Source organism: Chromobacterium sp. Rain0013, assembly GCF_015291765.1.
GTDB lineage: Bacteria > Pseudomonadota > Gammaproteobacteria > Burkholderiales > Chromobacteriaceae > Chromobacterium > Chromobacterium haemolyticum.
This window is the reverse complement of the sequence record NZ_CP031514.1, coordinates 1691909-1713731: the sequence shown is the minus strand read 5'-3', so window position 1 is coordinate 1713731 and position 21823 is coordinate 1691909. Positions and strand designations below refer to the sequence as shown.

The following is a 21823-nucleotide window of genomic DNA, read 5'->3' as shown; positions in this document are numbered from 1 at the left end:
CGCGTAGGCGATGTACCTTGCCCTAGCAATATTCGGGCTAGCGCTGCATTGAGTGCGGTCCAGGGACTTAATCAACCACCAAGTCTACGTTTTACGTAGATACGATGCAAGAGCACCCTACGATATTCGTAGGGTTCGCATAAAAGCCCCTACGACAACTTTCGGTCGACACTTACGTGAAGCTCGGCTTAAGCGAGGCATTCCTCAGGACAAGCTAGGCGTACAAATTGGGCTTGATGAGAGCACAGCGAGTGCTCGCATAAGCCGATATGAGACTGGAACACATGCGCCTCCGCTTAAGACGGTAGTGCGGCTGGCTGCTGCGCTTGAAATCCCGGTTCTGTACTTCTTTTGTGAGGATGATGGGCTGGCTAAAGTTAGCCTGGCATGGATGCAGATATCTCCGAGTGAAAAGGAGCATCTATTGGCAAGCATCCAGCTAGAGGACAAACAGACCAAACTGCTATCGCGAGAATAAAACCCAATGAGGAGAAACTGGCGGATTGGAGGTTAGTGCGCTGGTACTTTTTAAGATAAGGCCATGCAATTAGCTGCTGAAACTCATGCCTAGTGGTACGTTGGTACTTTTTTAGGTTCCATAAAGATATGCGCATCGCCCAGGGTATGCACAAACTCGCCCGCTTGCAGCCCGCACACTTGCGCCATCATCATGGTCAGCAAGGCGTAACTGGCGATATTGAAGGGCACCCCCAGGAAGATATCGGCGGAGCGCTGATAGAGCTGGCAGGACAGCTTGCCGTCGGCCACGTAGAACTGGAACAGGCTGTGGCAGGGAGGCAGCGCCATCTCATCCACCAGCGCCGGGTTCCAGGCCGACACGATCAAGCGGCGCGAATCCGGATTGTTCTTGATCATCGCCACCACATTGGCGATCTGGTCGATGTGACGGCCGTCCGGCGCAGGCCAGCTGCGCCACTGGTAGCCGTAGACCGGCCCCAGATCGCCGTTTTCGTCTGCCCACTCATCCCAGATCGACACGCCGTTTTCCTTCAGATAGCGGATATTGGTGTCGCCGGACAGGAACCACAGCAGTTCGTGGATGATGGAACGCAGATGGCATTTCTTGGTGGTGATCAGCGGAAAACCCTGTTGCAGGTCGAAGCGCATCTGGTGGCCGAATACCGAACGGGTGCCGGTACCGGTGCGGTCGGACTTGTCGTGGCCATGTTCCAGCACATGGCGCATCAGGTCGAGATACTGTCGCATTGTGTTCATTCCATCGTTGACGCCGCCATTGTACCCGACTTGAAGCCGCCTCGGAAAAGCTGGCCCGGCCTCGCCGCTTCGGCTACCATTCTCTTTAAAATCAAGACAGAAGCATGAAACACCGGACATGGCTGAAGATTCCGACCTCGAACGCACCGAACCCGCCACCGCGAAACGGCTGGGCCTCGCCCGCGAAGACGGCAACATCCCCCGCTCGCGGGAACTGACCACCTTCGCCATCACCATGGCCGGCGTGGCGCTGCTGATGGCCCAGGGCGGCCATATCGCCGCCAATCTGGCGCAGACCATGCGCGCCCTGCTCACCTTCGACCAGACCACGGTGCGCAATGTGGAGCCGGCGCTGCTCCGCTTCAAGGAAACCATTTTCAGCGCGCTGTGGAGCCTGGCTCCGCTGCTGACCGGCCTGGCGCTGGTGGCGCTGTTCGTGCCCATGCTGGTGGGCGGCTGGAACCTCACTTTCAAAGCGATCGAGCCCAAATTCAGCAAACTCAACCCGCTGCCCGGCATCAAGCGCATGTTCTCCGTCAACGCCGCCACCGAGGCCGTCAAGGCTATTCTCAAAAGCGTGCTGATCGGCGGCATCGCCACCTGGTTCATCTGGCGCGAACGCACTGAGATCATAGGCTTGATTTCCATGCCCCTGCCTACCGGCATCGCCAAGATGACCGATATGATCATCACCACCTTCTTCGTGGTGACTTCGGCGATGATTCTGCTGGTGGCCATCGACGTGCCGTTTCAGCTGTGGAGCTATCACAAGAAACTGCGCATGACCAAGGAAGAGGTCAAGCAGGAATACAAGGAAGCCGAAGGCTCGCCCGAGGTCAAAGGCCGCATCCGCCAAATGCAGCGCGAAGCCGCCCGCAAACGCATGATGCAGGAGATCCCCAGCGCCAACGTCATCGTCACCAACCCTACCCACTACGCGGTGGCGATCAAGTACGACGACGGCATGCGCGCGCCGCAAGTAGTGGCCAAGGGTTCGCTTAAGCTGGCGGAAAAAATCATAGACACCGGCAAAGAGCACCGCGTCATCGTCATGCGCTCGCCCAGCTTCGCCCGCGCGCTGTACTTCCACGCCGAGCTAGGCGACGACATCCCCGCCAAGCTCTACGCCGCCGCCGCCCAAGTGCTGGCCTATGTGTTCCAGCTCAAAAGCTATCAGGACAACGGCGGCCTGGCCCCGGTGTTCCCGGACCAGTTGGACGTACCCGCCGAACTTGACCCGCAAAGCAAACGCCAGCAAGATGCGACGCCACCATAATGATAAGGTCGACGAACCGATTCGACCGGCTTGAGCCATAAATCCAGCATGGACTCCATACTAGACATACTGAAGCGCTTCAAAGTCACCCAGTTGGCCGGCCCCGTGCTCATCATCCTGATTCTGGCGATGATGGTGCTGCCGCTGCCTCCGGTGCTGCTGGACATTTTCTTCACTTTCAACATCGCCGTCTCGGTGATCGTGTTGTTGGTGGGGATCAACGTGCGTAAACCGCTGGACTTTTCCGCCTTCCCCACCGTGCTGCTGGTCACCACCCTGCTGCGGCTGTCGCTGAACGTAGCCTCCAGCCGGGTGATCCTGCTGGAGGGGCACTCCGGGCCGGACGCCGCCGGCAAGGTGATCGAATCCTTCGCCCACTTCCTGATCGGCGACAACGTCGCCATCGGCATCGTGGTGTTCGTCATCATCACCATCATCAACTTCGTGGTGATCACCAAGGGCGCCGGCCGCATCGCCGAAGTGAGCGCCCGCTTCACGCTGGACGCGATGCCCGGCAAACAGATGGCGATCGACGCCGACCTCAACGCCGGCCTGATCGGCGAGGACGAAGCGCGCACGCGCCGCTCCACCATCGCGGAGGAAGCCAACTTCTTCGGCGCGATGGACGGCGCCTCCAAGTTCGTGCGCGGCGACGCCATGGCCGGCATCCTGATCATCGTCATCAATATCTTAGGCGGTCTGATCGTCGGCATGGTCCAGCATGATCTGGACGCCGGCGTCGCCGCCAAGACTTACACTCTGCTGACCATCGGCGATGGTCTGGTGGCGCAAATCCCCGCCCTCATCATCTCCACCGCAGCCGGCATCGTGGTGTCGCGCGTGGGCACCGACAAGGACATGTCCGAGCAATTCCTCGGCCAGATGTTCACCAAACCTCAAGTGCTGTATATCACCGCCGCGGTGATAGGCATGGTTGGCCTGATTCCCAATATGCCCCACTTCTCCTTCCTGCTGATCGCCGGCAGCCTGGGCCTGCTGGGCCGGGTGATGGAGAAGCGCCAGAAAGCCGAGGCGCTGCAGGCCGAACAGCAGCAACAGGCCGCGCCGCCGCCGGAACACACCACGACGGAGGTGAGCTGGAACGATGTACAGCACGTGGACCAGCTGGGCATGGAGGTGGGTTACCGGCTGATTCCGCTGGTGGACCGCAGCCAAGACGGGGAGCTGCTACGCCGCATCCGCGGCATCCGCAAAAAAATTGCGCAGGAACTGGGCTTTCTGGTGCCGCCGGTCCATATCCGCGACAACCTGGAAATCAAGCCCAACGCCTACCGCATCCTGCTCAAGGGCGTGGAGCTGGGCACCGGCGAAGCCTTCATCGGCCAATACCTGGCCATCAATCCAGGCCGGGTCAACGGCGAACTCGCCGGCACTCCCACTACCGATCCGGCCTTCGGCCTGCCGGCGATCTGGATAGACGCCGGCAAGCGCGAAGAGGCGCAGAGCCTGGGCTACACCGTGGTGGACGCCAGCACCGTGGTGGCCACCCACATCTCCAACTTGCTGCAGACCCACGCAGCGGAGCTGCTGGGCCGTGAGGAAGTGCAGGCCTTGATTGATCACCAGGCCAAGGAGTCGCCCAAGCTGATCGAAGACCTGGTGCCCAAGGTGGTGCCGGTGGGCACGCTGCAAAAAGTGCTGCAGCAGTTGTTGACCGAAGGCATCCACATCCGCGATTTCCGCACCATACTGGAAACGCTGGCCGATCACGTGACCACCACCCAGGACATCGACGAGCTGACCAACATCGTCCGCACCGCCTTGTCCCGCGTCATCGTCCAGCAATTATTCCCCGGCGAGCAAGAATTACCCTTGATGACCCTGGAACCGACATTGGAAAATGTGCTGATGCAGGCGGTCCAGTCCAAGACCGGAGGCGGCCTGGAACCCGGCCTGGCGGAAAATCTGCTGGCCAGCGCCGCCCAGGAAACCGAACAAGTGGAAATTCAAGGGTACAATCCGGTACTCTTGACCGCGCCGGGCCTGCGGCCCTTGCTCGCGCGCTTCTTGCGCCGCGCGCTGCCGCAGCTGCGTGTTATTTCTCATAATGAGATACCGGACAATAAATCAATTCGTATAATTGCTGTAATTGGGGGAAGCAAGGGCTAATCGAACATGGTGGTGAAAAAGTTTTTCGGCAAAACCACGCGTGACGCGCTCAGACAAGTTCGAGAAGAACTGGGCGCGGACGCCCTGATTTTGTCCAACCGCCCCACCATGGGCGGAGGGGTGGAAATCATGGCGGTGGCGGACGCCGACGTCGCCAACCTCGCCACCAACCTGGCCACCTCCTCCAGCAAGCACCCGCCGCGCAACGCGCCGCCGGTGGTCAACCGCGCGCCCTCGCCGCTGCCCACCCCGGCGGGAGCGGCGGTCAACCGCGCCATTGCCCGCACTTACGCGATGCCGGTTGAGCCGCTGGACAGCCCGCCGCCGCCGCGCATCGAGGCGCAACAGCCGCGCCAGCGCATCGAACCGGCCTTTGCGCCGGAACCCCAGGCCGCGCCCCGGCCGGTCCAGCCCTCCTATACGCCACAGCAATACGCGCAAGCCGCGCCTCAAGCCGCCGCCGCGCCGCGCGCGCAAGCGCCGGCTCCAAGCGCCCCGCCGCCGCGCCCCGCTGTGCCTCCCGTCGCAACCAACGGCGAGGAGCCGGAGGTGATGGCTCAGGAACTCAAGCAGATCGGCGACGAGATCAAACTGCTGCGCAGCCTGCTGCAAAGCCAGTTGGCCAGCTTCGCCTGGTCCGATATGGAAGGCAAGGCGCCCAATCGCCTCGAATTGTTCAAGCACCTGCTGGCCATGGGTTTTTCCGCCCACCTGATCCGCCAACTGATCGAAAAGATGCCGGCTCAGTACGAGGCCGAGGTCGCGGTCAAATGGGCGCGCTCGGCGCTGATGCACAACCTGAAGTGCGCGGACTCCGACAAGGAAATCATGGACCGCGGCGGCATCTACGCGCTGGTCGGCCCCACCGGCGTGGGCAAAACCACCACCGTGGCCAAGCTGGCGGCGCGCGCCACCATGCGCTTCGGCGCCCAGCATGTGGCTTTGATCACCACCGACAGCTACCGAATCGGCGCTCAGGACCAATTGCGCATTTACGGCAAGATTCTCGGCATCCCGGTGTTCTCCATCCAGAACGAGGGCGATCTGCAGCTAACGCTGGCGGATCTTTCCAACCGCCACATCGTCTTCATCGACACCGTGGGCATGGGCCAGCGCGACGCCCGCGTACTGGCGCAGATTGAAATGTTCCGCACCGCCGGCCGGCCGATAGAGCGGCTGCTGCTGCTGGCCTCCAACGCCGACGGCCAGACGCTGGAAGACGTGGTGCGCCGCTATCGCGGCGACGGCCTCACCGGCTGCGTCTTGTCCAAAATAGACGAATCCGTGGCGATGGGCCCCAGCTTGGACGTAATCATCCGCAATAGGCTGCGTCTGTTCTACATCACCAACGGACAGCGCGTGCCGGAAGACCTGCACGCCGCCCACGCCGGCTTCCTAGTGGACCGCGCGATGCGCTCGCAGCAGCAGCATTCCCCCTTCACCCTTCAGGCCGACGAACTGCCCATCATGAACGCGGCCCAGGCCGGATGGCTGTAAGCGCGATGCAGGATCAAGCCGCCAGCCTCCGCCTGCTCAGCGCCCGGTCCTCGCGCGCGCCCAGCTTCGCCTTCATCGGTTCCGCCAGCGCCGGCGCCAGCACTCTGGCCACCGAACTGGCGCTGGGCCTGGCCTACGCCGGCCAGCGGCCGCTGCTGGTGGACTGCACGCTGGGCCAAGTGCAGGCGCGCCGGCTGGGCGTGCCCACCACCGCCACGCTGGAAAGCCAGGTGCTGACCCTGGGCGGGCTGGATGAGATGATGGTGAGCTCGCGCCAAGGCATTCAGTTGATCAATCTCTACGCGCGCCCGGAAGAGCGCGCGCTGTTCTCCGCCCAGTTATGGCTGCGCTTGGGCAGCGAGTTCGCCGCGCTGGAGCGCGACGCCTCGGTGTTATTGGTTGACGCCCCCAGCCCCGCTCACGACCCGGTGCCCGCCAGCGTGGCGGACAATTTGGTATTAGTACTCACGCCGGCGGCGGAGTCGCTGACAACGGCCTACGCTAATATCAAGAGGTTGTCCGGCAGCTACGGCCGCCAGCGCTTCAATGTGCTGATCAACCGCGCGCGCCATCTGGAGGAAGCTCGCGAACTGTTCACCCGGCTGTCCGCCGCCACCGGCGAATTCTTGTCGGTGTCGCTGCGCTGGGTAGGCTTTGTGCCGATGGACAACGCGGTGCGCCGCAGCCAGACGCTGCGCCGGCCGCTGATGGAGGCGTTTCCGGACAGCGAGGCCGCGATGGCCTTCTCTCAGCTAGCCGCGGTGCTGCCGCAGTGGGACACCCAGGAAACGCCGCGCAGCGGCACCGGATTCATGGATTTGTTGATTGCCGCCTCGCGCGACTGGGCCGAGGCGGATGGAGTCAAACCGCTATGACCTTGCCGTCCTTACGCCGAACCGGCTACGTCGCCGCCTCGCCCCCCGTCGAGATCGACGTGGAGGCTTACGCGCCGCTGGTCAAGAAGCTGGCCGGCATGATGATCGCCCGCCTGCCGGCCTCGGTCGACATCGACGACCTGATTCAGGTCGGCGTCATCGGCCTGATAGAGGCCGCGCGCCAGTTCGATCCGGCTCAGGGCGTCATGTTCGAAACCTTCGCCAGCCAACGCGTGCGCGGCGCGATGCTGGACGAACTGCGCCGCGAGGACTGGATGCCGCGCCAAGCCCGCCGCCACTCGCGCCAGATCGAGGACGCCGTCCGCCAGCTAGAACATCAGCTGGGCCGCTCGCCTCTGGAGTCGGAAATCGCGGCCCTAATGGGACTGGAGCTGGAGCAATACCAGGACATGCTTGGCGATTGCCGCGGCATGACCTTGCTGCATTTCGAGGATTTTTCCAACGACGACGGGGACACGCTGCCGGACGCGGTGGCTAATGTCGCCGACGAGGACTCTCCGGACCCGTTCGCCGCGCTGGCCGACGGCGGCTTCCGCCAAGCGCTGATAGACGGCATCAAACTGCTGCCGGAACGCGACCAGTTGGTGATGTCCTTGTACTATGAGCAGGAGTTGAACCTGAAGGAAATCGGCGCGGTGCTGGGTGTCTCCGAATCGCGGGTCAGCCAACTGCACAGCCAGGCCATCGCCCGGCTGCGCGCGCGCATCAAGGACTGGCTCTGAACCTCCGCGCCCTGACGCGGCATAACATTAAAAACCGGAACTTCGCGTGGACAAAATAAGCATTGTAGCCATTCTGATGGGCCTGACCGCCATTATCGCGGGACAGGCGCTGGAAGGCGGCAACATCGGCTCCCTGATGCAGCTGACCGCCTTCATGATCGTCATCGGCGGCACGATCAGCGCGGTGATGCTGCAAAGCACGCCCAAACAATTCGCCGCCGGCGTGCGCATGCTCAAATGGATTTTCCAGCCGCCGGTGCTGGACCACGACAAAATGATCCGAGAGATCATCAACTGGAGCCAGACCGCGCGCAAGGGCGGCCTGCTGGCTTTGGAAGGCTACATCAACCTTCAGAAGGATCCCTTCATCAAGAAGGCGCTGCAAATGCTGGTGGACGGCGCGGAGCCGGACACCTTGCGTTCAGTGATGGACGTGGAGATCTCCATGTTCGAACACGCGCGCAAACAAGCGGCGCGGATCTGGGAATCCGCCGGCGGCTACGCGCCGACCATGGGCATTCTGGGCGCGGTACTAGGCCTGATCCACGTAATGGAAAACCTGTCGGACCCGTCCAAACTGGGCGCCGGGATCGCCGTGGCCTTCGTCGCCACCGTCTACGGCGTCGGCTCCGCCAACTTGCTGTTTCTGCCCATCGCCAACAAGCTCAAGCACCTGATCGCCTCGGAGGTCGCCTTGAAAGAACTGGTGGTGGAAGGCCTGGTCTCCATCGCCAACGGCGAAAACCCGCGCATTATTGAAAGCCGGCTCAAGGGCTTCCTGGCGATGCACGAATAAGCCGTCTCTTAGAACGTGTTTACGATCTCGCGAGCTAAGGCGAGACAAGGCGAAAATGGCTGAGAAAGCGGAATGTACGTGTGGTACATGAGCATTTCGAAGCCGTTTTCAACGCCGTATCGCCGACGTGCAGCAGATCGTAAACAGGTTCTTAGCTTGGCAACGGCCGACGGCGTCCAGCGCATGCTGAGTGTCGTCGGCCGTTCGCTATTGAAAGAACTGCTGCAGATAATCGACAAAAGCCCGGACCTTGCCCGGCACGTGCCGCCGCGCCGGGTACACCGCAGACAGGTCCAGGCAATGCCAGTCGTAATCGCTGAGCAGCGGCACCAGCGTGCCCTCGGCCAAGCCCTGCTCCACCAGAAAGCGCGGCTGCAGAATCACCCCCATGCCGTGGATGGCGGCGTCCGTCAGGATGTCGCCGTTGTTGGCTCGCAGCATGCCCTTGACCTTGACCCGGCCGCTGCTGCCGTCCGGCGCGGTGAAATCCCATAAATTGGGCTGTGTTGTCAGCGCGTACAACAGGCATTGATGCTCGGCCAGATCCGCCGGCGTCGCCGGCGTGCCGCAGCGCTGCAGATAGCTGGGCGCGGCGACGACCAGGTCGCGTATCCGCGCCAGCCGGCGCGCCACCAGGGAGGAGTCCGACAGATTCGACACCCTCAACCCCAGGTCGAAGCCTTCCTCCACCAAGTCCACCCGCCTGTCGTTCAAATTGAGCTCCACTTCGATCTGCGGATACTGCTGATGAAAACCGGCCACCACGCGTCCCAGATAGCGCATGCCGAAGGAAACCGGTGCGGACACCCGCAAGCGGCCCACCGGACTGCTGGCGCCCTGCGATAAACGGGCGTCCAGATCGTCAAGCTCGGCCAACAGTCCGCCAGCCTGGCCCAGATAAGTCTCGCCCGCCTCGGTCAGCGACAAACGCCGCGTGGTGCGATGCATGAGCCGCACCCCCAAACGCCCTTCCAGACTGGACACCAGCTTGGTCACCATCGCTCGCGACAGCTCCAGCCGCTCCGCGGCGGCGGCAAAACTGCCCAACTCCGCCACGCAAACGAAGGCGCGGATTTCCGAAAAGCGGTCCATGATCATTTCCTATAGGTAAACAATATTTTTATTAATAGCGGATTTATTGAGCTTTCTCTACATGGTCAAATGCACCCCATCGCAAACTTGATTGGAACCCACCATGAACCGCTTCCAGAACCCCGCCCTCGGCACCTTGATCCTGCGTCTGTCGCTGGGTCTGATGTACTTGTCCCACGGCCTGCTCAAACTGCTGGTGTTCACCCCGGCCGGCACCGCCGGCTACTTCGCCAGCCTGGGCCTGCCCGGCTTTGTCGGCTACCTGGCCATCCTGGCCGAAGTCGGCGGCGGCCTGCTGCTGCTGTCCGGTTTCTTCGCCCGCTGGGTGGCATTGGCGCTGACCCCTCTGCTGCTCGGCACCATCGTGCTGGTGCACGGCGCCCACGGCTGGATGTTCGCCAACGAAGGCGGCGGCTGGGAATACCCGGCCTTCCTGATCGCCGGCTCGCTGGCCTTGTTCTTCCTCGGCGACAACAAGCGCCAGGCTTGAAACGTCGGCGCCTCCGGCGCGCGGCAAGGCGGCGGCCCCCAACGGGCCGCCGTTTTTCATTTCAGGCATAACAAAAATGCAACAGCCGCCCCGTTGCCGCGCTCGCGGCCAAGGCGGCTTCTTTTCCACGCAAAATCAATATCCGCCGCCACCGCTTCCCTCCCTCCACCGCCGACAAGGCGCGAACTAGTGCAAATACGTGAATTCCTACTTGCGCAATTTCTTGATTGCCATCAAGCTGCACCGTTATTTCGATGTAGTTAAACTACAATATTGGCATCATATCGCCAGTTGGACAGTAAGCGTCTGTACTGTTGCTGCGCCATGAATGTCACAGCGCCATCGAATCAAGACAGGCCTTTCCGTACGGTGTACCCTATCCGGCACGCCAATGCGGAACCGCTCATGAAGAAGCCGGCCGACGCTCGTAATAAAACAACTGATAAATTCCCGATCTGAGGAGTTACATATGAGCACACCCTTGCCAAGACTGAAGATCCTCGCCCCCCTCTCCGGGTGGCTGGTCGCCCTGGACACCGTCCCGGATCCGGTGTTCGCCGGCAAGATGGTGGGAGACGGCATCTCGCTGGACCCTACCTCCTGCAGTCTGCTCGCGCCGGTCTCCGGCGTTGTCAGCAACCTCCATTCCGCGCACCACGCGCTCACCATCACTTCGCCCGAAGGGGTTGAAGTCATGGTGCACATCGGCATCGACACCGTCATGCTCAAAGGCCAGGGCTTCCAGCCGCTGGTGGAACAAGGGCAGAGCGTCAACGCCGGTCAGGCGCTGATCGACTTCAATCTGGATTTGGTGGCGCGCAACGCGCAAAGCCTGCTGACCCAGATCATCATCACCAACGGCGACGAAACCGTCAGCGCCATGCACCGTGCGAGCGGCCTCGCCGAGGCCGGCAAGACAGCGGTGCTGGAACTGGAACTGGCCGGCGCGGCCGCCGCGGCGGCGCCGGCGGCAGGCGGAGCCAAACTGCTTTCGCCGGAAATCGAAATCACCAATCCCGCCGGCCTTCACGCTCGCCCGGCCGCCGTGTTCGCCAGCAAGGCGAAAAGCTTCCAGTCAGACATCCACTTGCTGTTGGACGAACAGTCCGCCAACGCCAAGTCCGTGGTTGGCGTGATGGGCCTGTCCACCCGCAAGGGCGACAAAGTGCGCATCGAAGCCGCCGGCGCGGACGCGGAGCAGGCGCTGGCCGAACTCACCCAGCTGCTGCTGGACCGCTGCGGCGAGGCCGAAGACGAAGCGCCGGCAGCGCCCGCGCCCATCGCCGCCGTGGCCCAACAACAGGAAAGCGCGGAGCTGCTGGTCGGCGTCGGCGCCTCGCCCGGCCTGGCCATCGGCCGCGTCTACCATCACCGGCTGCAGGAATTCGACGTGCCCGAGTTCGGCCAAGGCGCCAGCCTGGAGCAGCAACACTTCGCCCGCGCCACTGAAGAAGCGGCCCAGCAGATAGACGCGGTCAAAAACCAGCTGACCGACAAAGCCAAACAGGCCATCCTGTCCATGCACCAGGAACTGCTGCAAGACCCGGACCTGCTGGCGCAAACCTACGCCGGCCTGGCGGACGGCAAATCCGCCGCCTGGTCCTGGCGCGCCGCCTTCAGTTCCTACTCCGCGCGCCTGGAAGCGCAAGACAACGCGCTGCTGCGAGAGCGCGCCAACGACATCCGCGACGTGGGCCGCCGGGTGCTGGCCTTGCTGGCAGGCATCAAACAGGCCAGCCTGGACGTGCCGGCCGGCTCCATTCTGATCGCGGAAGACCTGGCGCCGTCCGACACCGCCGCGCTGGACCCCAAAAAAGTGCTGGGTTTCTGTACCCGCACCGGCGGCGCCACCAGCCACGTGGCCATCCTGGCCCGTTCGCTGGGCATCCCGGCGATCTGCGGCATCTCCCAAGCCGCGCTGGCCCTGCCCGACAGCGAACAAGTCATCATCGACGGCGGCCGCGGCACGCTGCGCATCGCGCCGAACGCCGAACAACTGGCCACCGCCGAGGCGGAGATCGCGCAGATCGCGGAACGCCGAGCAGCCGAGGCGGCGATGTCGCAGCGGGAAGCCCGCACCAGCGACGGCGTCCGCATCGAAGTGGTGGCCAATATCCGCAACGCCGCCGACGCGCGCGAAGCGGTGGCCATGGGCGCCGAGGGCGTCGGCCTGCTGCGTTCGGAGTTCCTGTTCGACAACCGCGACACCCCGCCCAGCGAGCAGGAACAAGCTGATGAATACTGTGCGGTGGCCCGCGCGCTGGGCACGGAACGCCCATTGGTGGTGCGCACGCTGGACGTGGGCGGCGACAAGCCCTTGTCTTACCTGCCCCTGCCCAAGGAAGACAACCCCTTCCTGGGCTTGCGCGGCATCCGCGTCAGCCTGGAACGTCCGGACCTGCTGCGCACCCAGTTGCGCGCCATCTTGCAGGCCGCGCCGCTGACCCGCTTGCACATCATGTTCCCGATGGTGGCCTCGCTGGACGAGCTGCGCGCCGCCAAGGCCGTGCTGGCCGAAGAGCAGGCCGCAAGCGGCAGGCAAGACGTCAAAGTGGGCATTATGGTGGAAGTGCCTTCCGCCGCAGTCATGGCCGCACGCTTCGCGCCGGAAGTGGACTTCTTCTCCATAGGCACCAACGACCTGACTCAGTACGTGCTGGCGATGGACCGCGGCCACCCGCAGCTGGCCAAGCAAGCCGACGCGCTGCACCCGGCGGTGCTGGCGATGATCGCGATGACCTGCGACGGCGCCCGCGCCCACGGCAAATGGGTGGGCATCTGCGGCGGCCTCGCCTCGGACGAACGCGCCGCGCCGCTGCTGGTGGGCATGGGCGTCACCGAGCTATCGGTCAGCACCCCGGCGCTGGCCGCGGTCAAGGCCACGCTGTCGCGCTGGAGCGCGGCGGAGTGCCGGACCCTGGCGCAGCAGGCTCTGGCCCTGTCCACGGCGAGCGAAGTCCGCGAGCATCTGAACGCGCAAGCTCGATAAACGAAACTCTCCGGTCACCCGGAGCGATGTGGGGCGGCGAACGCCGCCCGCTATTTCCTACGCTGTTGAGCAAGGAATGAACCACCATGTTTAGTCAATCATTCGCATTTCTGCAAAAGATCGGCAAAGCGCTGATGCTGCCGGTGGCCGTGCTGCCGGTAGCCGGCCTGCTGCTGGGCATAGGCGCCACCGATTTCCACACCCAGAGCACCGTGGCGCTGGCCATCCTGTCGCTGATGAAAAACGCCGGCGACGTGATCTTCGGCAATCTGCCGCTGATCTTCGCCGTCGGCGTGGCGCTGGGCTTTACCGAGAACGATGGCGTGGCCGCGATCGCCGCGGTGATCGGCCATCTGGTCACCACCGTCACACTAGGGGTGATGGCCGGCCTGATGGGCGTCAAACCCGATACCATCATGGGCTTGCCGTCGATACAGACCGGCGTGTTCGGCGGCATTCTCGCCGGCGGACTGGCGGCGTATATGTTCAACCGCTATTACCGGATCAAATTGCCCGAATATCTGGGCTTCTTCGCCGGCAAGCGCTTTGTGCCCATCGTCACCGCCATCAGCGCCATCGCGCTGGGCGTGGCTCTGTCCTTCATCTGGCCGCCGATAGGCAACGCCATCAAGAGCTTCTCGCAGTGGGCCGCGGTCAGCGATCCGCGCACCGCCGCCACCGTCTACGGCTTTGTCGAGCGTCTGCTGCTGCCCTTTGGCCTGCACCACATCTGGAACGTGCCCTTCTTCTTTGAAATCGGCGCCTTCCCCGACGCGGTAAGCGGCAAAATGATACACGGCGACATCAACCGCTTCTTCGCCGGCGACCCCACCGCGGGCATCCTGTCCGGGGCCTTCCTGTTCAAGATGTTCGGCCTGCCGGCCGCGGCCATCGCCATATGGCATTCGGCCAAACCGGAGAACCGCGTCAAAGTGGGCGGCATCATGATTTCCGCCGCGCTAACGTCCTTCCTCACCGGCATTACCGAGCCCATCGAATTCTCCTTCCTGTTCGTGGCGCCGGTGCTGTATTTCCTCCATGCCTGCCTGGCGGCGTCGGCGCAATTCATCGCCAACACCCTGGACATGCACATGGGCTTCACCTTCTCCCAGGGCGGCATCGATTTCCTGATGTTCAACCTGATCGGAGACAAGGCCAAGCACGCCTGGTACGTGTTCATCCTCGGTCCGATCTACGCGGCCATCTACTACGGGGTGTTCCGCTTCGTCATCGCCAAGTTCAACCTGAAAACCCCGGGCCGCGAGGACGAGAGCGCCGATGCTGGCGAAACAGTCAGCGAAGACGCGCGCGCGCGCGAACTGGTGCTGGCCTTTGGTGGCCGCAGCAACATCAGCAGCCTGGACGCCTGCATCACTCGCCTGCGCATCGCGGTGCGGGAACCCGCCAAGGTGAATCAGGCCAAGCTCAAGAGCATGGGCGCATCCGGCGTGGTGGTAGTGGGCACCGGCATCCAGGCCATCTTCGGCCCGCAGTCGGAAAACCTGAAAACCGATATGGAAATCTATCTGCGCGGCGCCGGCGCGGACGCCGAAGTCGACGCGCCCGCCAGCGCGCCGGCTCCAGTGCTTCATGCCGCAACACCGACGCCCGCCGCCGATCAGAACCAAGCAGCGGCGCTGCTCCAGGCGCTGGGCGGCAAGGCCAACCTGGCCAAGGTGGAAGCCATCGCTCATACCCGTTTGCGCGTGGAGCTGAAACAGGGCTCTCAGTTCAATCAAGACGCCGCCCACGCGGCCGGCGTGGCGGCGATGCAGGAAGTGGCTCCCGGCGTCTGGCACCTAATCGTCGGCGACCGGGCGGCCGGCCTGGCGCAAGCGCTGCAAGACTGAACGGGCGCGCCCCGACATGCAAAACGCCAGCGCTTGCGCTGGCGTTTTTTATTGGAACTCCCGATTCGATCTACAAGGCGAACAGCTCGCGCAAATGGCGGGCCACCCCTGCCTCGCGGTTGCTGCCTATGCGCGGCACATCCGGCAGTTGCTCTGCCAGACGAGCCTGGGCGTTGCCCATCATTCTCGGATGGCCGGCGGTGCGCAGCAGTTCGATATCATTCTGACCATCGCCGAAAGCCAGGCAATGCGCCTTGTCCAGGCCCAGATCCGCCAACACCAGTTCCAGCGCGTGACCTTTGGATACGCCGGGCGCCATCACTTCCAGGCAGTCGTCGGCCGAGAAAGTAATGTACAGCTCATCGCCAAAGGCCTGGTGCAGCTTGCGCTCCACCTCCAGCAAATGCGCGTGCTCGCCGATGTAGAGCACTTTGCCCACGCCCGAGCCGTTGTGCCCGGCCAGATCCGCCAATTGATAGCGCAAACCGGAATCGGCGTGGAAATTGAGCAGATACTGGCAAGGCTGATCAATCAGCCAAGCGTCGTCCAGATAGAAGTTCAGTACCGTGCCGGCAGCGAATTCCGCCTGCGCCAGCCTGCGCACCAAGGCGGGATCGATATCCTGGCGATGCACCAGCTTGTCGTCGGGATCATGGACCCGCGCGCCGTTGGAAGTAATCAGGTGAGCCCGGATGCCCAGCGCCTGACGAATGCCCTGCACGTCCAGATAATGGCGGCCGGTGGCGATGGCGAATCGCACGCCGCGCGCCTGCAAGGTCTGCAACGTGGCGGCGGTGAACGGGTCCACCGCGTGGTTGGGGTCCAGCAAGGTGCCATCCAGATCGGATGCGATGAAGTGATACACCATCAAACTCCCGCGACAACAGAAGCGTACATTATACGCGCGGCCGACGACGCTGCCCATCAATGCGAGCGAATGCTTTCTGGTCCGAACCGGGATCAGTTGGGCGCGCCCTCGCCGCCAAATTGCTCATAGGCCTGCAAGGCCTCCGCCGCCGTCATCAAGGACGGACCACCGCCCATATAGACGGCCACCTGCAGCATCTCCATGAATTCGGCGCGGCTGCAACCCAGTTCCACCAGCGCCTTGGCGTGGAAAGCCAGGCAACCATGACAACGGTTGGCGATGCCGATGGCCAGAGCGATCAGCTCCTTGGTCCGGTTCGACAATGCGCCGTCCGCGTGAGCGGCGCGGCTCATCTGGCCGAAGCCTTTCATGGTTTCCGGGATTTCCTTGCGCAGCTTGCTCAACTCCGCGCCGAGTTCCGCGCTTAATTCGGGATAGCTGTAACTCATGGCCTGCCTCATCAAAATAACAATATATATTATATTTAATCATATATTGAAAGATAAAAGCAAGCCCTATCGCGACACGAAGACAGCATGGCCGCGCGACCACGCCATCCCGCGCTCCTCTTCTTTACGATAAGCAGCCCCCTTGCCCGCCTAAACACCGCCCCTTCCCGGCAAGGCCAGCAAACGCTCCTTACGCGTCTTGCGCATGCCCACCAAGCTGATGACTATCCACAGCACTTGCGCCAGCAGTGACGCCAAATTAAAGGCATAGCACAGCGAGATCAACAGCAGCAGTGCACCAATCAGATTGAAGCCGCTATAGCTGTAGTCGTTCAAATCCACCAGCCTCCATTGCAACAGGCTGTAAGCCAATAGATAGAAAAACACTCCGATCAGTCCTATCCAGTCATACCACATCATGACGCCCCCTCCCCTTGAGGAGCCCTACCCTATTGGGCACGGCGCGGCACATACTCGTCCCATTCCCGCTGCTGTAGCAGTTGCTCCCCCTCCCAGGCGCTTTGCCGCGCCATGATGCGGAAATGGCCGGCATCCGCCGTCAGCGCCAGCTCGCTCTCCACCCTGACTTGCCAATCACCACGCCCCGCGCCATAACTCCACTTCACCACGCCGCTGGCCGACAAGGGCTGATCAGGCCGGATGCGGTAGATTTCCTCGCAGGTTTGCGCCACTTCCAAACCGTGGTCGTCAAAACGATAGTGGCCGAAATCGTCTCGGATCACGGTGCGGACCTCACCGCTCATCGCGTCCTCGATGATTTCGCGGCTGCTGGCGCGAGAACGTAAATAACTCAAGGCCAGCGGCGGCGCGGCTTCTGGCGCGGCAAAGGGCTCCACCACCACGGTGCTCAAATCATGCACTGGCAGGCTTAGCTCGGCACTCGCCAAGTCCAAGGTCAGCCGGGCATGATCGGCCGCCGGCCAGATCAGCGGGAAGTAGGCGCTGGAAACGCTCAGCCGCAGCCGATGGCCAGCCGGCAGACGGTAGCCGCAATCATCCAGTTGCAGCCGGATCTGCATCCATTCGTCCGGTCTTACCGCCTGCAGCTGTTGATAGTCGTCGCGCAGCGCCAGGTTCAGCACCCCGTAACTGATGCGGGTCACGGCGCCATCCGGCGCCACATCGTTGAGCCGCACCGCCAGTTGACCGCTGGAACTATCGCACTTCAGCCTCAGCCACAGCACCGGCGCGCCTAGCAGCGGCAGTTCCCGCTCCAGCGCGCTGCTGTCGAACACCAGCGAGCCGGCATCGTCGCGGCGTTGATCCAGCGGAAACTCCGGCCCCAGCCAAATCACACAGTATTCGCCGCAAGCGGCGCCGGTGGTCAGGGGCGAACGAATGCTGAGTTCGCCGGTATCGGACGCCCCCGGTCGCAGTTCGCCCGCGGCGCTCAGCCCCCATTGCTGCGGCCCGACATGCGGGCTGGGCCAGGCCGGATCGCGCAGCCAAACCCCCGGACGCGCGGCGTAACTGGCCTGCGGGGGCACTGCGTCTTGCAGATACAACGTGACTGGGTCTTCCGCCATGATGCCGGTGTCAATATCCTTCAACCAGTAGTCCCACCAGCGCAGCGCTTCCTGCAAAAAGCCAATCGCCGGATCCGGCACTGCGAAATGCGGGTACTTATGGGCCCACGGACCGATCAGCGCTTTTTTCGGACAACTCAGTTGCTGCATCATCCGGCCGACGGCGTTATGGTAGGCGTCCCCCCAACCGCCCACCGCGTAGACGGCGGCCTTGATGGCGCTGTAATCGGTGCAGATGGAACCATGCCGCCAATAGTCATCGTCAGTCTGATGACTCAACCAGGTCTTGAGCAGCAGCGGCATTCGCTCCAGCCGTTGCAACCATCGTTCGCGCCATGCTTCGCCCACCAACAGCGGATCGGGTACGGCGGCGCAGTAGCTGAACATAGTGCCGGCCCAACCCAGGTTCTCCAGCAATAAAGCACCGCCTTTGTAATGGATGTCGTCGGCGTAGCGGTGGTCGGTGGAGCATATGGTAATGACGGCTTTCAAGGCTTCCGGCTGACGAGCGGCCACTTGCAGGCTGTTGAAACCGCCCCAGGAAATGCCCATCATGCCCACCTTGCCGCTACACCATGGCTGCGCGGCGATCCAGGCAATCACTTCCAAGGCATCGTCCTGCTCCTGCCGCAGGTATTCATCGACACACTCGCCGTCGGATTCGCCACACCCCCGCATATCCACCCGGAGACAGGCATAGCCGTGGCCGGCGAAATACGGATGGGTCAGTTGATCGCGCACAGCGGTGCCGTCTCGCTTGCGATAAGGCAGGTACTCCAGAATCGCCGGCACTGGCCTCGCTTCTGCGTCCAGCGGCAGCCACATCCTCGCCGCCAATTGGCAGCCATCAGCCAGCGTGATGGTGAAATGCTCCACTTCGCGAATGGCGTGCGGAAACTGCGTAACGGTTTTCATGCTTGTGTCTCCTTCGCGGCAGCGGATTCCTGAATATCAGTCCGAGAGACCAGCTTGCCGGAATTCACCAGGATGATGAGCGACAGCATGCAGCCCATAATGATGAGCAGGGCCGGCAAGCCCCCGAGGTTGGACATCATCTTGACGCCATCGACGCCGCCGGCGTAGCTGGTCATCACCCAGGACACCACGCCAATCACCGCGCCCCACACGACTTTCATGCCCATGCCGGCACTTTCGGCGCTGTCGGCTGAAAAGCCAGCGGTGCACAAATTGCTGATCGCATCGGTATTGCTGTCCGCCGCGGTGACATAGTTGAGAAAAGCGATGAACACCACCATGGCCACCATGGTTTCGCTCATTGGCAGTTGGCGGATGATGGTGTACAGCACATTCTCCACGCCCCGGCTCTCCAACACTCCTTTCAGCAGACCTGCCTGGCCCAGATCAATGGCAAGGGCGGAGCCGCTGAAAATCATGATCCACAGCGCGGTAAAACCGGCGGGCAGCAGCAGGTTCATTACAATCACCTCGCGCACGGTGTAGCCGCGGGAGATCTTGCCGAGGAACATGGCGCTGATCGGCGCCCAGGCAAACCATACCGCCCAGTAGAAGATGGTCCATGACCCGGCCCAGCCATCCTGGCTGGCCGCGCCGGTGGACAGGCTTAGCCGGAAAAACTGGTTCAAATAGTTGCCGAATGATTCCAGACCAAACGCCAGGATGAAGGTGGTCGGCCCAAAGATCAGCAAAAAACCGGCCAGCGCCAGCAATATCCAGGTATTGATGCTGGACAGCCAAGTCAACCCGCGGTGCAGGCCGCTGAGCGCAGAGCCGACAAAGGTCAGCACAATGGCGGCAATGACCAGCCCGATGCTGAACGGGCTGGCAGGTAGTGGCAGATACTGATTGATCCCCCCCACCAACGCCAACGCGCCGGTGCCCAAGCTGGACGCCATCCCGGCCACCAAGGCATACAGCGCCAGCGCATCTATCAATTGCCCGCTGCGGCCATCCACCCAGCGCCCCAGCAAGGGCCGCAACATGCTGCCCACCGAAAACGGCTGCTTGAGGTTGTAAAACACCAAGCCGAACAACAGCGCCGGCACGGTGTAAATGGCATAAGGGGTGAACGTCCAGTGCAGAAACATCGCCGACATGGCGAAACTCGCGGCCTCGGCGCTGCCTGCACTCAGGTGATAAGACGCCGGAGGGTAGTACAGATGGTAAATCGGCTCGGCCGTAGTCCAGAACAGCACCCCAACCGCCATGGTCGTCATCAAGGTGACGGCAAACCAACGCTTGCGATTCAATAGCGGCTTGGCGTCCACACCGCCGATACGCAGCTTGCCTATCGGCGAGCAATAGACCCAGACACAGGTCAACAGCAGGCTGAAACTGGCCAGACTGAACAGCCAGGAAAAGTGACTGAGTATCCATTTATTGGCGGCGGCGGCCATGCCGAGAAAGGCCGGCAGGTCCAGATAGCTGAACAGCAAGGCCGCCAGCAGAAGCAAGAAAGTGGGCCAGAACACCAGAGGCCTGATGCGATGAGAACGATGCATGGTTTGTCTCCTTGATGGAGCCTGCCGCCGCTATCGCCACGAGGGCTGCCGGTCTAAGGCCGGCGCGGCTTGCAGACAAGCCGGAGCCTATTGCGCCGGCCAGACCAGTGTCGGCGATAAGTCCAGCCCGAAACAAACGATAGTTTTAGATAGATTTATGTTCCCAGCTCATCAATCCTCCTGCGCTACCCGCATATCGAGGGCCCCGGCCATCTGCCGTTATGACTGCGCCACCAGCGAGGTCAGCCAATCGGCAAACAACCGGGCAGCCGGCTTGAGCGGCCTACGTTCCGGACGCAGCAGATAAAAGGCGCCACTCATCGTTACCTTGGCCTCCGCCGCCATCACCAACGTGCCGCTGGCCAGGTAGCTGTCTATCAAATAAGCCCAGGCCAGCGCCACCCCTTGCCCGGCCAATGCGGCCTGCACCGCCAAGTGGTGATTCGTCACGCTCAACTGTCTGGCTGCCGGTCGCCAGGCGATGCCTTGAGCGGAAAACCATTGCGGCCAGTTGAACCAATCCCGCTGGCCGCCATCCATGGTGATCAGCCTCTCATCCAATAAAGCCTCCGCCGACAGCGGCCCCGCGAGCAAATAAGCAGGGCTGCAAACCGCGTACATTTGCTCATCGAACAAGGCCACCGCATTGGCCCCCTTGGGGGGCTGACGAAAATAGTAAACGCCGAGATCGAAGTCGCCCGCCTGGAGTTCCTGGACATTATCGTTAGCCAGGATGCGGATAGACAGATCCGGCTGCGCTTGGCGAAAGGCGGATAGATGAGGCATTAGCCATAAGGAGGCGATCGCGGTGGAACAGGCTACGGTGACCTGCTTGTCTTGCTGCCAATGCATCAGACTGGCGGTGGCGCCGACCAATTGCTCCAGGGCCGAACGCACCTCTGCCAGATACTGCTCGCCAGCCAGTGTCAGCTCCACTTTACGAGTGCCGCGCTGCAACAGCTTGCACCCCAGATAGTCCTCCAGCAGCAGTAACTGGCGGCTCACCGCACCTTGCGACAAATTCAGTTCCGCGGCGGCCTGAGTAAAGCTGGAGAGCCGGGCCACGGCTTCAAAGGCGATCAGGGTATAAAGTGGAGGTAGCGGTTTCATCGCTGCATTATGACATGACCCCAATCAGGGCCAGGCCCAAGGAGATCCCCCGTGCCAATGCAAAAAGCCGAACTCAATGAGTTCGGCTTTTTTGGTATCTGGTGGCCAGTCGCGGAATCGAACCACGGACACGCGGATTTTCAATCCGCTGCTCTACCAACTGAGCTAACTGGCCGACGAGTGCTATGGCAAGGCGGTGATGGTGGCCAGTCGCGGAATCGAACCACGGACACGCGGATTTTCAATCCGCTGCTCTACCAACTGAGCTAACTGGCCATCACTGCTGCGCTGTCGCGCCGTCAGAGCCACGCATTTAATCAGAGGACGCTATTCACGTCAAGGAATAATTGCAAAAAAACGGACGCCAGCCAGGCAGAAAAAACAGACGGGCCGGC

17 protein-coding genes, 2 tRNA genes and 1 pseudogene are annotated in these 21823 nt (G+C 62.3%); 10 read left to right on the top strand and 10 right to left on the bottom strand.

All coding sequences use genetic code 11. The annotated features are described in order from the left end of the window. Positions 1 to 52: 52 nt before the first annotated feature. Positions 53 to 478, top strand: a complete 426-nt coding sequence (locus DXT74_RS08065) for a helix-turn-helix domain-containing protein (RefSeq protein WP_231138297.1) — start codon at positions 53 to 55, stop codon at positions 476 to 478. 122 nt (positions 479 to 600) lie between these two features. Here DXT74_RS08065 and DXT74_RS08060 read toward each other — a convergent pair. Beyond that, positions 601 to 1227, bottom strand: a pseudogene (locus DXT74_RS08060) (thymidylate synthase); the annotation flags it as partial. A gap of 127 nt (positions 1228 to 1354) precedes the next feature. On the opposite strand from DXT74_RS08060, the gene flhB reads away from it, so the two are divergent. Genes flhB through DXT74_RS08030 form a run of 6 tightly spaced genes read left to right on the top strand, consistent with a single transcriptional unit; the run spans position 1355 to position 8553 of the window. Beyond that, positions 1355 to 2512, top strand: coding sequence for a flagellar biosynthesis protein FlhB (gene flhB / locus DXT74_RS08055; RefSeq protein WP_043590786.1), 1158 nt, complete (start codon positions 1355 to 1357; stop codon positions 2510 to 2512). A 48-nt stretch (positions 2513 to 2560) separates the two neighbouring features. Further along, positions 2561 to 4642 (top strand): flagellar biosynthesis protein FlhA, encoded by a 2082-nt coding sequence (gene flhA, locus DXT74_RS08050; protein ID WP_043642237.1) that lies wholly within the window; start codon positions 2561 to 2563, stop codon positions 4640 to 4642. 6 nt (positions 4643 to 4648) lie between these two features. Beyond that, positions 4649 to 6139 (top strand): flagellar biosynthesis protein FlhF, encoded by a 1491-nt coding sequence (gene flhF, locus DXT74_RS08045; RefSeq protein ID WP_081554833.1) that lies wholly within the window; start codon positions 4649 to 4651, stop codon positions 6137 to 6139. A gap of 5 nt (positions 6140 to 6144) precedes the next feature. Continuing rightward, positions 6145 to 7014, top strand: a complete 870-nt coding sequence (locus DXT74_RS08040) for a flagellar synthesis regulator FleN (RefSeq protein ID WP_194427693.1) — start codon at positions 6145 to 6147, stop codon at positions 7012 to 7014. Next, positions 7011 to 7757: an RNA polymerase sigma factor FliA gene (locus DXT74_RS08035; protein ID WP_194427692.1), complete on the top strand. Its 747-nt coding sequence runs from the start codon at positions 7011 to 7013 to the stop codon at positions 7755 to 7757. The genes DXT74_RS08040 and DXT74_RS08035 overlap by 4 nt, the downstream gene beginning before the upstream one ends. A 46-nt stretch (positions 7758 to 7803) precedes the next feature. Next, on the top strand, positions 7804 to 8553 hold the full coding sequence (locus tag DXT74_RS08030) for a flagellar motor protein (RefSeq protein ID WP_043642231.1): 750 nt from the start codon (positions 7804 to 7806) through the stop codon (positions 8551 to 8553). A gap of 207 nt (positions 8554 to 8760) precedes the next feature. Here the strand turns inward: DXT74_RS08030 and DXT74_RS08025 are convergent, their stop codons facing one another. Continuing rightward, positions 8761 to 9645 (bottom strand): LysR family transcriptional regulator, encoded by an 885-nt coding sequence (locus DXT74_RS08025; RefSeq protein WP_043642229.1) that lies wholly within the window; start codon positions 9643 to 9645, stop codon positions 8761 to 8763. Positions 9646 to 9748: 103 nt separating this feature from the next. On the opposite strand from DXT74_RS08025, the gene DXT74_RS08020 reads away from it, so the two are divergent. The 3 genes from DXT74_RS08020 (at position 9749) to ptsG (ending at position 14974) form a co-directional block, all read left to right on the top strand. Beyond that, a complete protein-coding gene (locus DXT74_RS08020; RefSeq protein WP_019103721.1) occupies positions 9749 to 10135 on the top strand; it encodes a DoxX family protein in 387 nt (128 codons plus the stop codon). A gap of 469 nt (positions 10136 to 10604) precedes the next feature. Next, positions 10605 to 13124, top strand: a complete 2520-nt coding sequence (ptsP, locus tag DXT74_RS08015; RefSeq protein WP_043642227.1) for a phosphoenolpyruvate--protein phosphotransferase — start codon at positions 10605 to 10607, stop codon at positions 13122 to 13124. Between the two features lie 86 nt (positions 13125 to 13210). Next, positions 13211 to 14974 carry a PTS glucose transporter subunit IIBC gene (gene ptsG / locus DXT74_RS08010; RefSeq protein WP_194427691.1) on the top strand — a complete coding sequence of 588 codons (1764 nt, stop codon included), beginning with the start codon at positions 13211 to 13213 and terminating at the stop codon, positions 14972 to 14974. 70 nt (positions 14975 to 15044) lie between these two features. Here ptsG and DXT74_RS08005 read toward each other — a convergent pair whose 3' ends face one another. The 8 genes from DXT74_RS08005 to DXT74_RS07970 all read right to left on the bottom strand — a co-directional run bounded on the left by DXT74_RS08005 (position 15045) and on the right by DXT74_RS07970 (position 21704). Beyond that, on the bottom strand, positions 15045 to 15842 hold the full coding sequence (locus DXT74_RS08005; protein WP_196783841.1) for a Cof-type HAD-IIB family hydrolase: 798 nt from the start codon (positions 15840 to 15842) through the stop codon (positions 15045 to 15047). A 92-nt stretch (positions 15843 to 15934) separates the two neighbouring features. After that, positions 15935 to 16291 (bottom strand): carboxymuconolactone decarboxylase family protein, encoded by a 357-nt coding sequence (locus tag DXT74_RS08000; RefSeq protein ID WP_043642223.1) that lies wholly within the window; start codon positions 16289 to 16291, stop codon positions 15935 to 15937. A 150-nt stretch (positions 16292 to 16441) separates the two neighbouring features. Continuing rightward, a complete protein-coding gene (locus DXT74_RS07995) occupies positions 16442 to 16711 on the bottom strand; it encodes a cyclic nucleotide-binding protein (RefSeq protein ID WP_194427690.1) in 270 nt (89 codons plus the stop codon). A gap of 29 nt (positions 16712 to 16740) precedes the next feature. After that, positions 16741 to 18753: a CocE/NonD family hydrolase gene (locus tag DXT74_RS07990; RefSeq protein ID WP_194427689.1), complete on the bottom strand. Its 2013-nt coding sequence runs from the start codon at positions 18751 to 18753 to the stop codon at positions 16741 to 16743. Continuing rightward, the gene (locus DXT74_RS07985; RefSeq protein ID WP_194427688.1) at positions 18750 to 20318 is read right to left on the bottom strand and encodes a BCCT family transporter; all 1569 of its coding nucleotides are present in this window, start codon (positions 20316 to 20318) and stop codon (positions 18750 to 18752) included. The genes DXT74_RS07990 and DXT74_RS07985 overlap by 4 nt, the downstream gene beginning before the upstream one ends. A gap of 219 nt (positions 20319 to 20537) precedes the next feature. Then, positions 20538 to 21428, bottom strand: a complete 891-nt coding sequence (locus DXT74_RS07980; protein ID WP_081554826.1) for a LysR substrate-binding domain-containing protein — start codon at positions 21426 to 21428, stop codon at positions 20538 to 20540. A gap of 99 nt (positions 21429 to 21527) precedes the next feature. After that, a tRNA-Phe gene (locus tag DXT74_RS07975) sits at positions 21528 to 21603 on the bottom strand. A gap of 25 nt (positions 21604 to 21628) precedes the next feature. Next, positions 21629 to 21704 (bottom strand) — tRNA-Phe (locus DXT74_RS07970). Between the last annotated feature and the right edge of the window lie 119 nt (positions 21705 to 21823).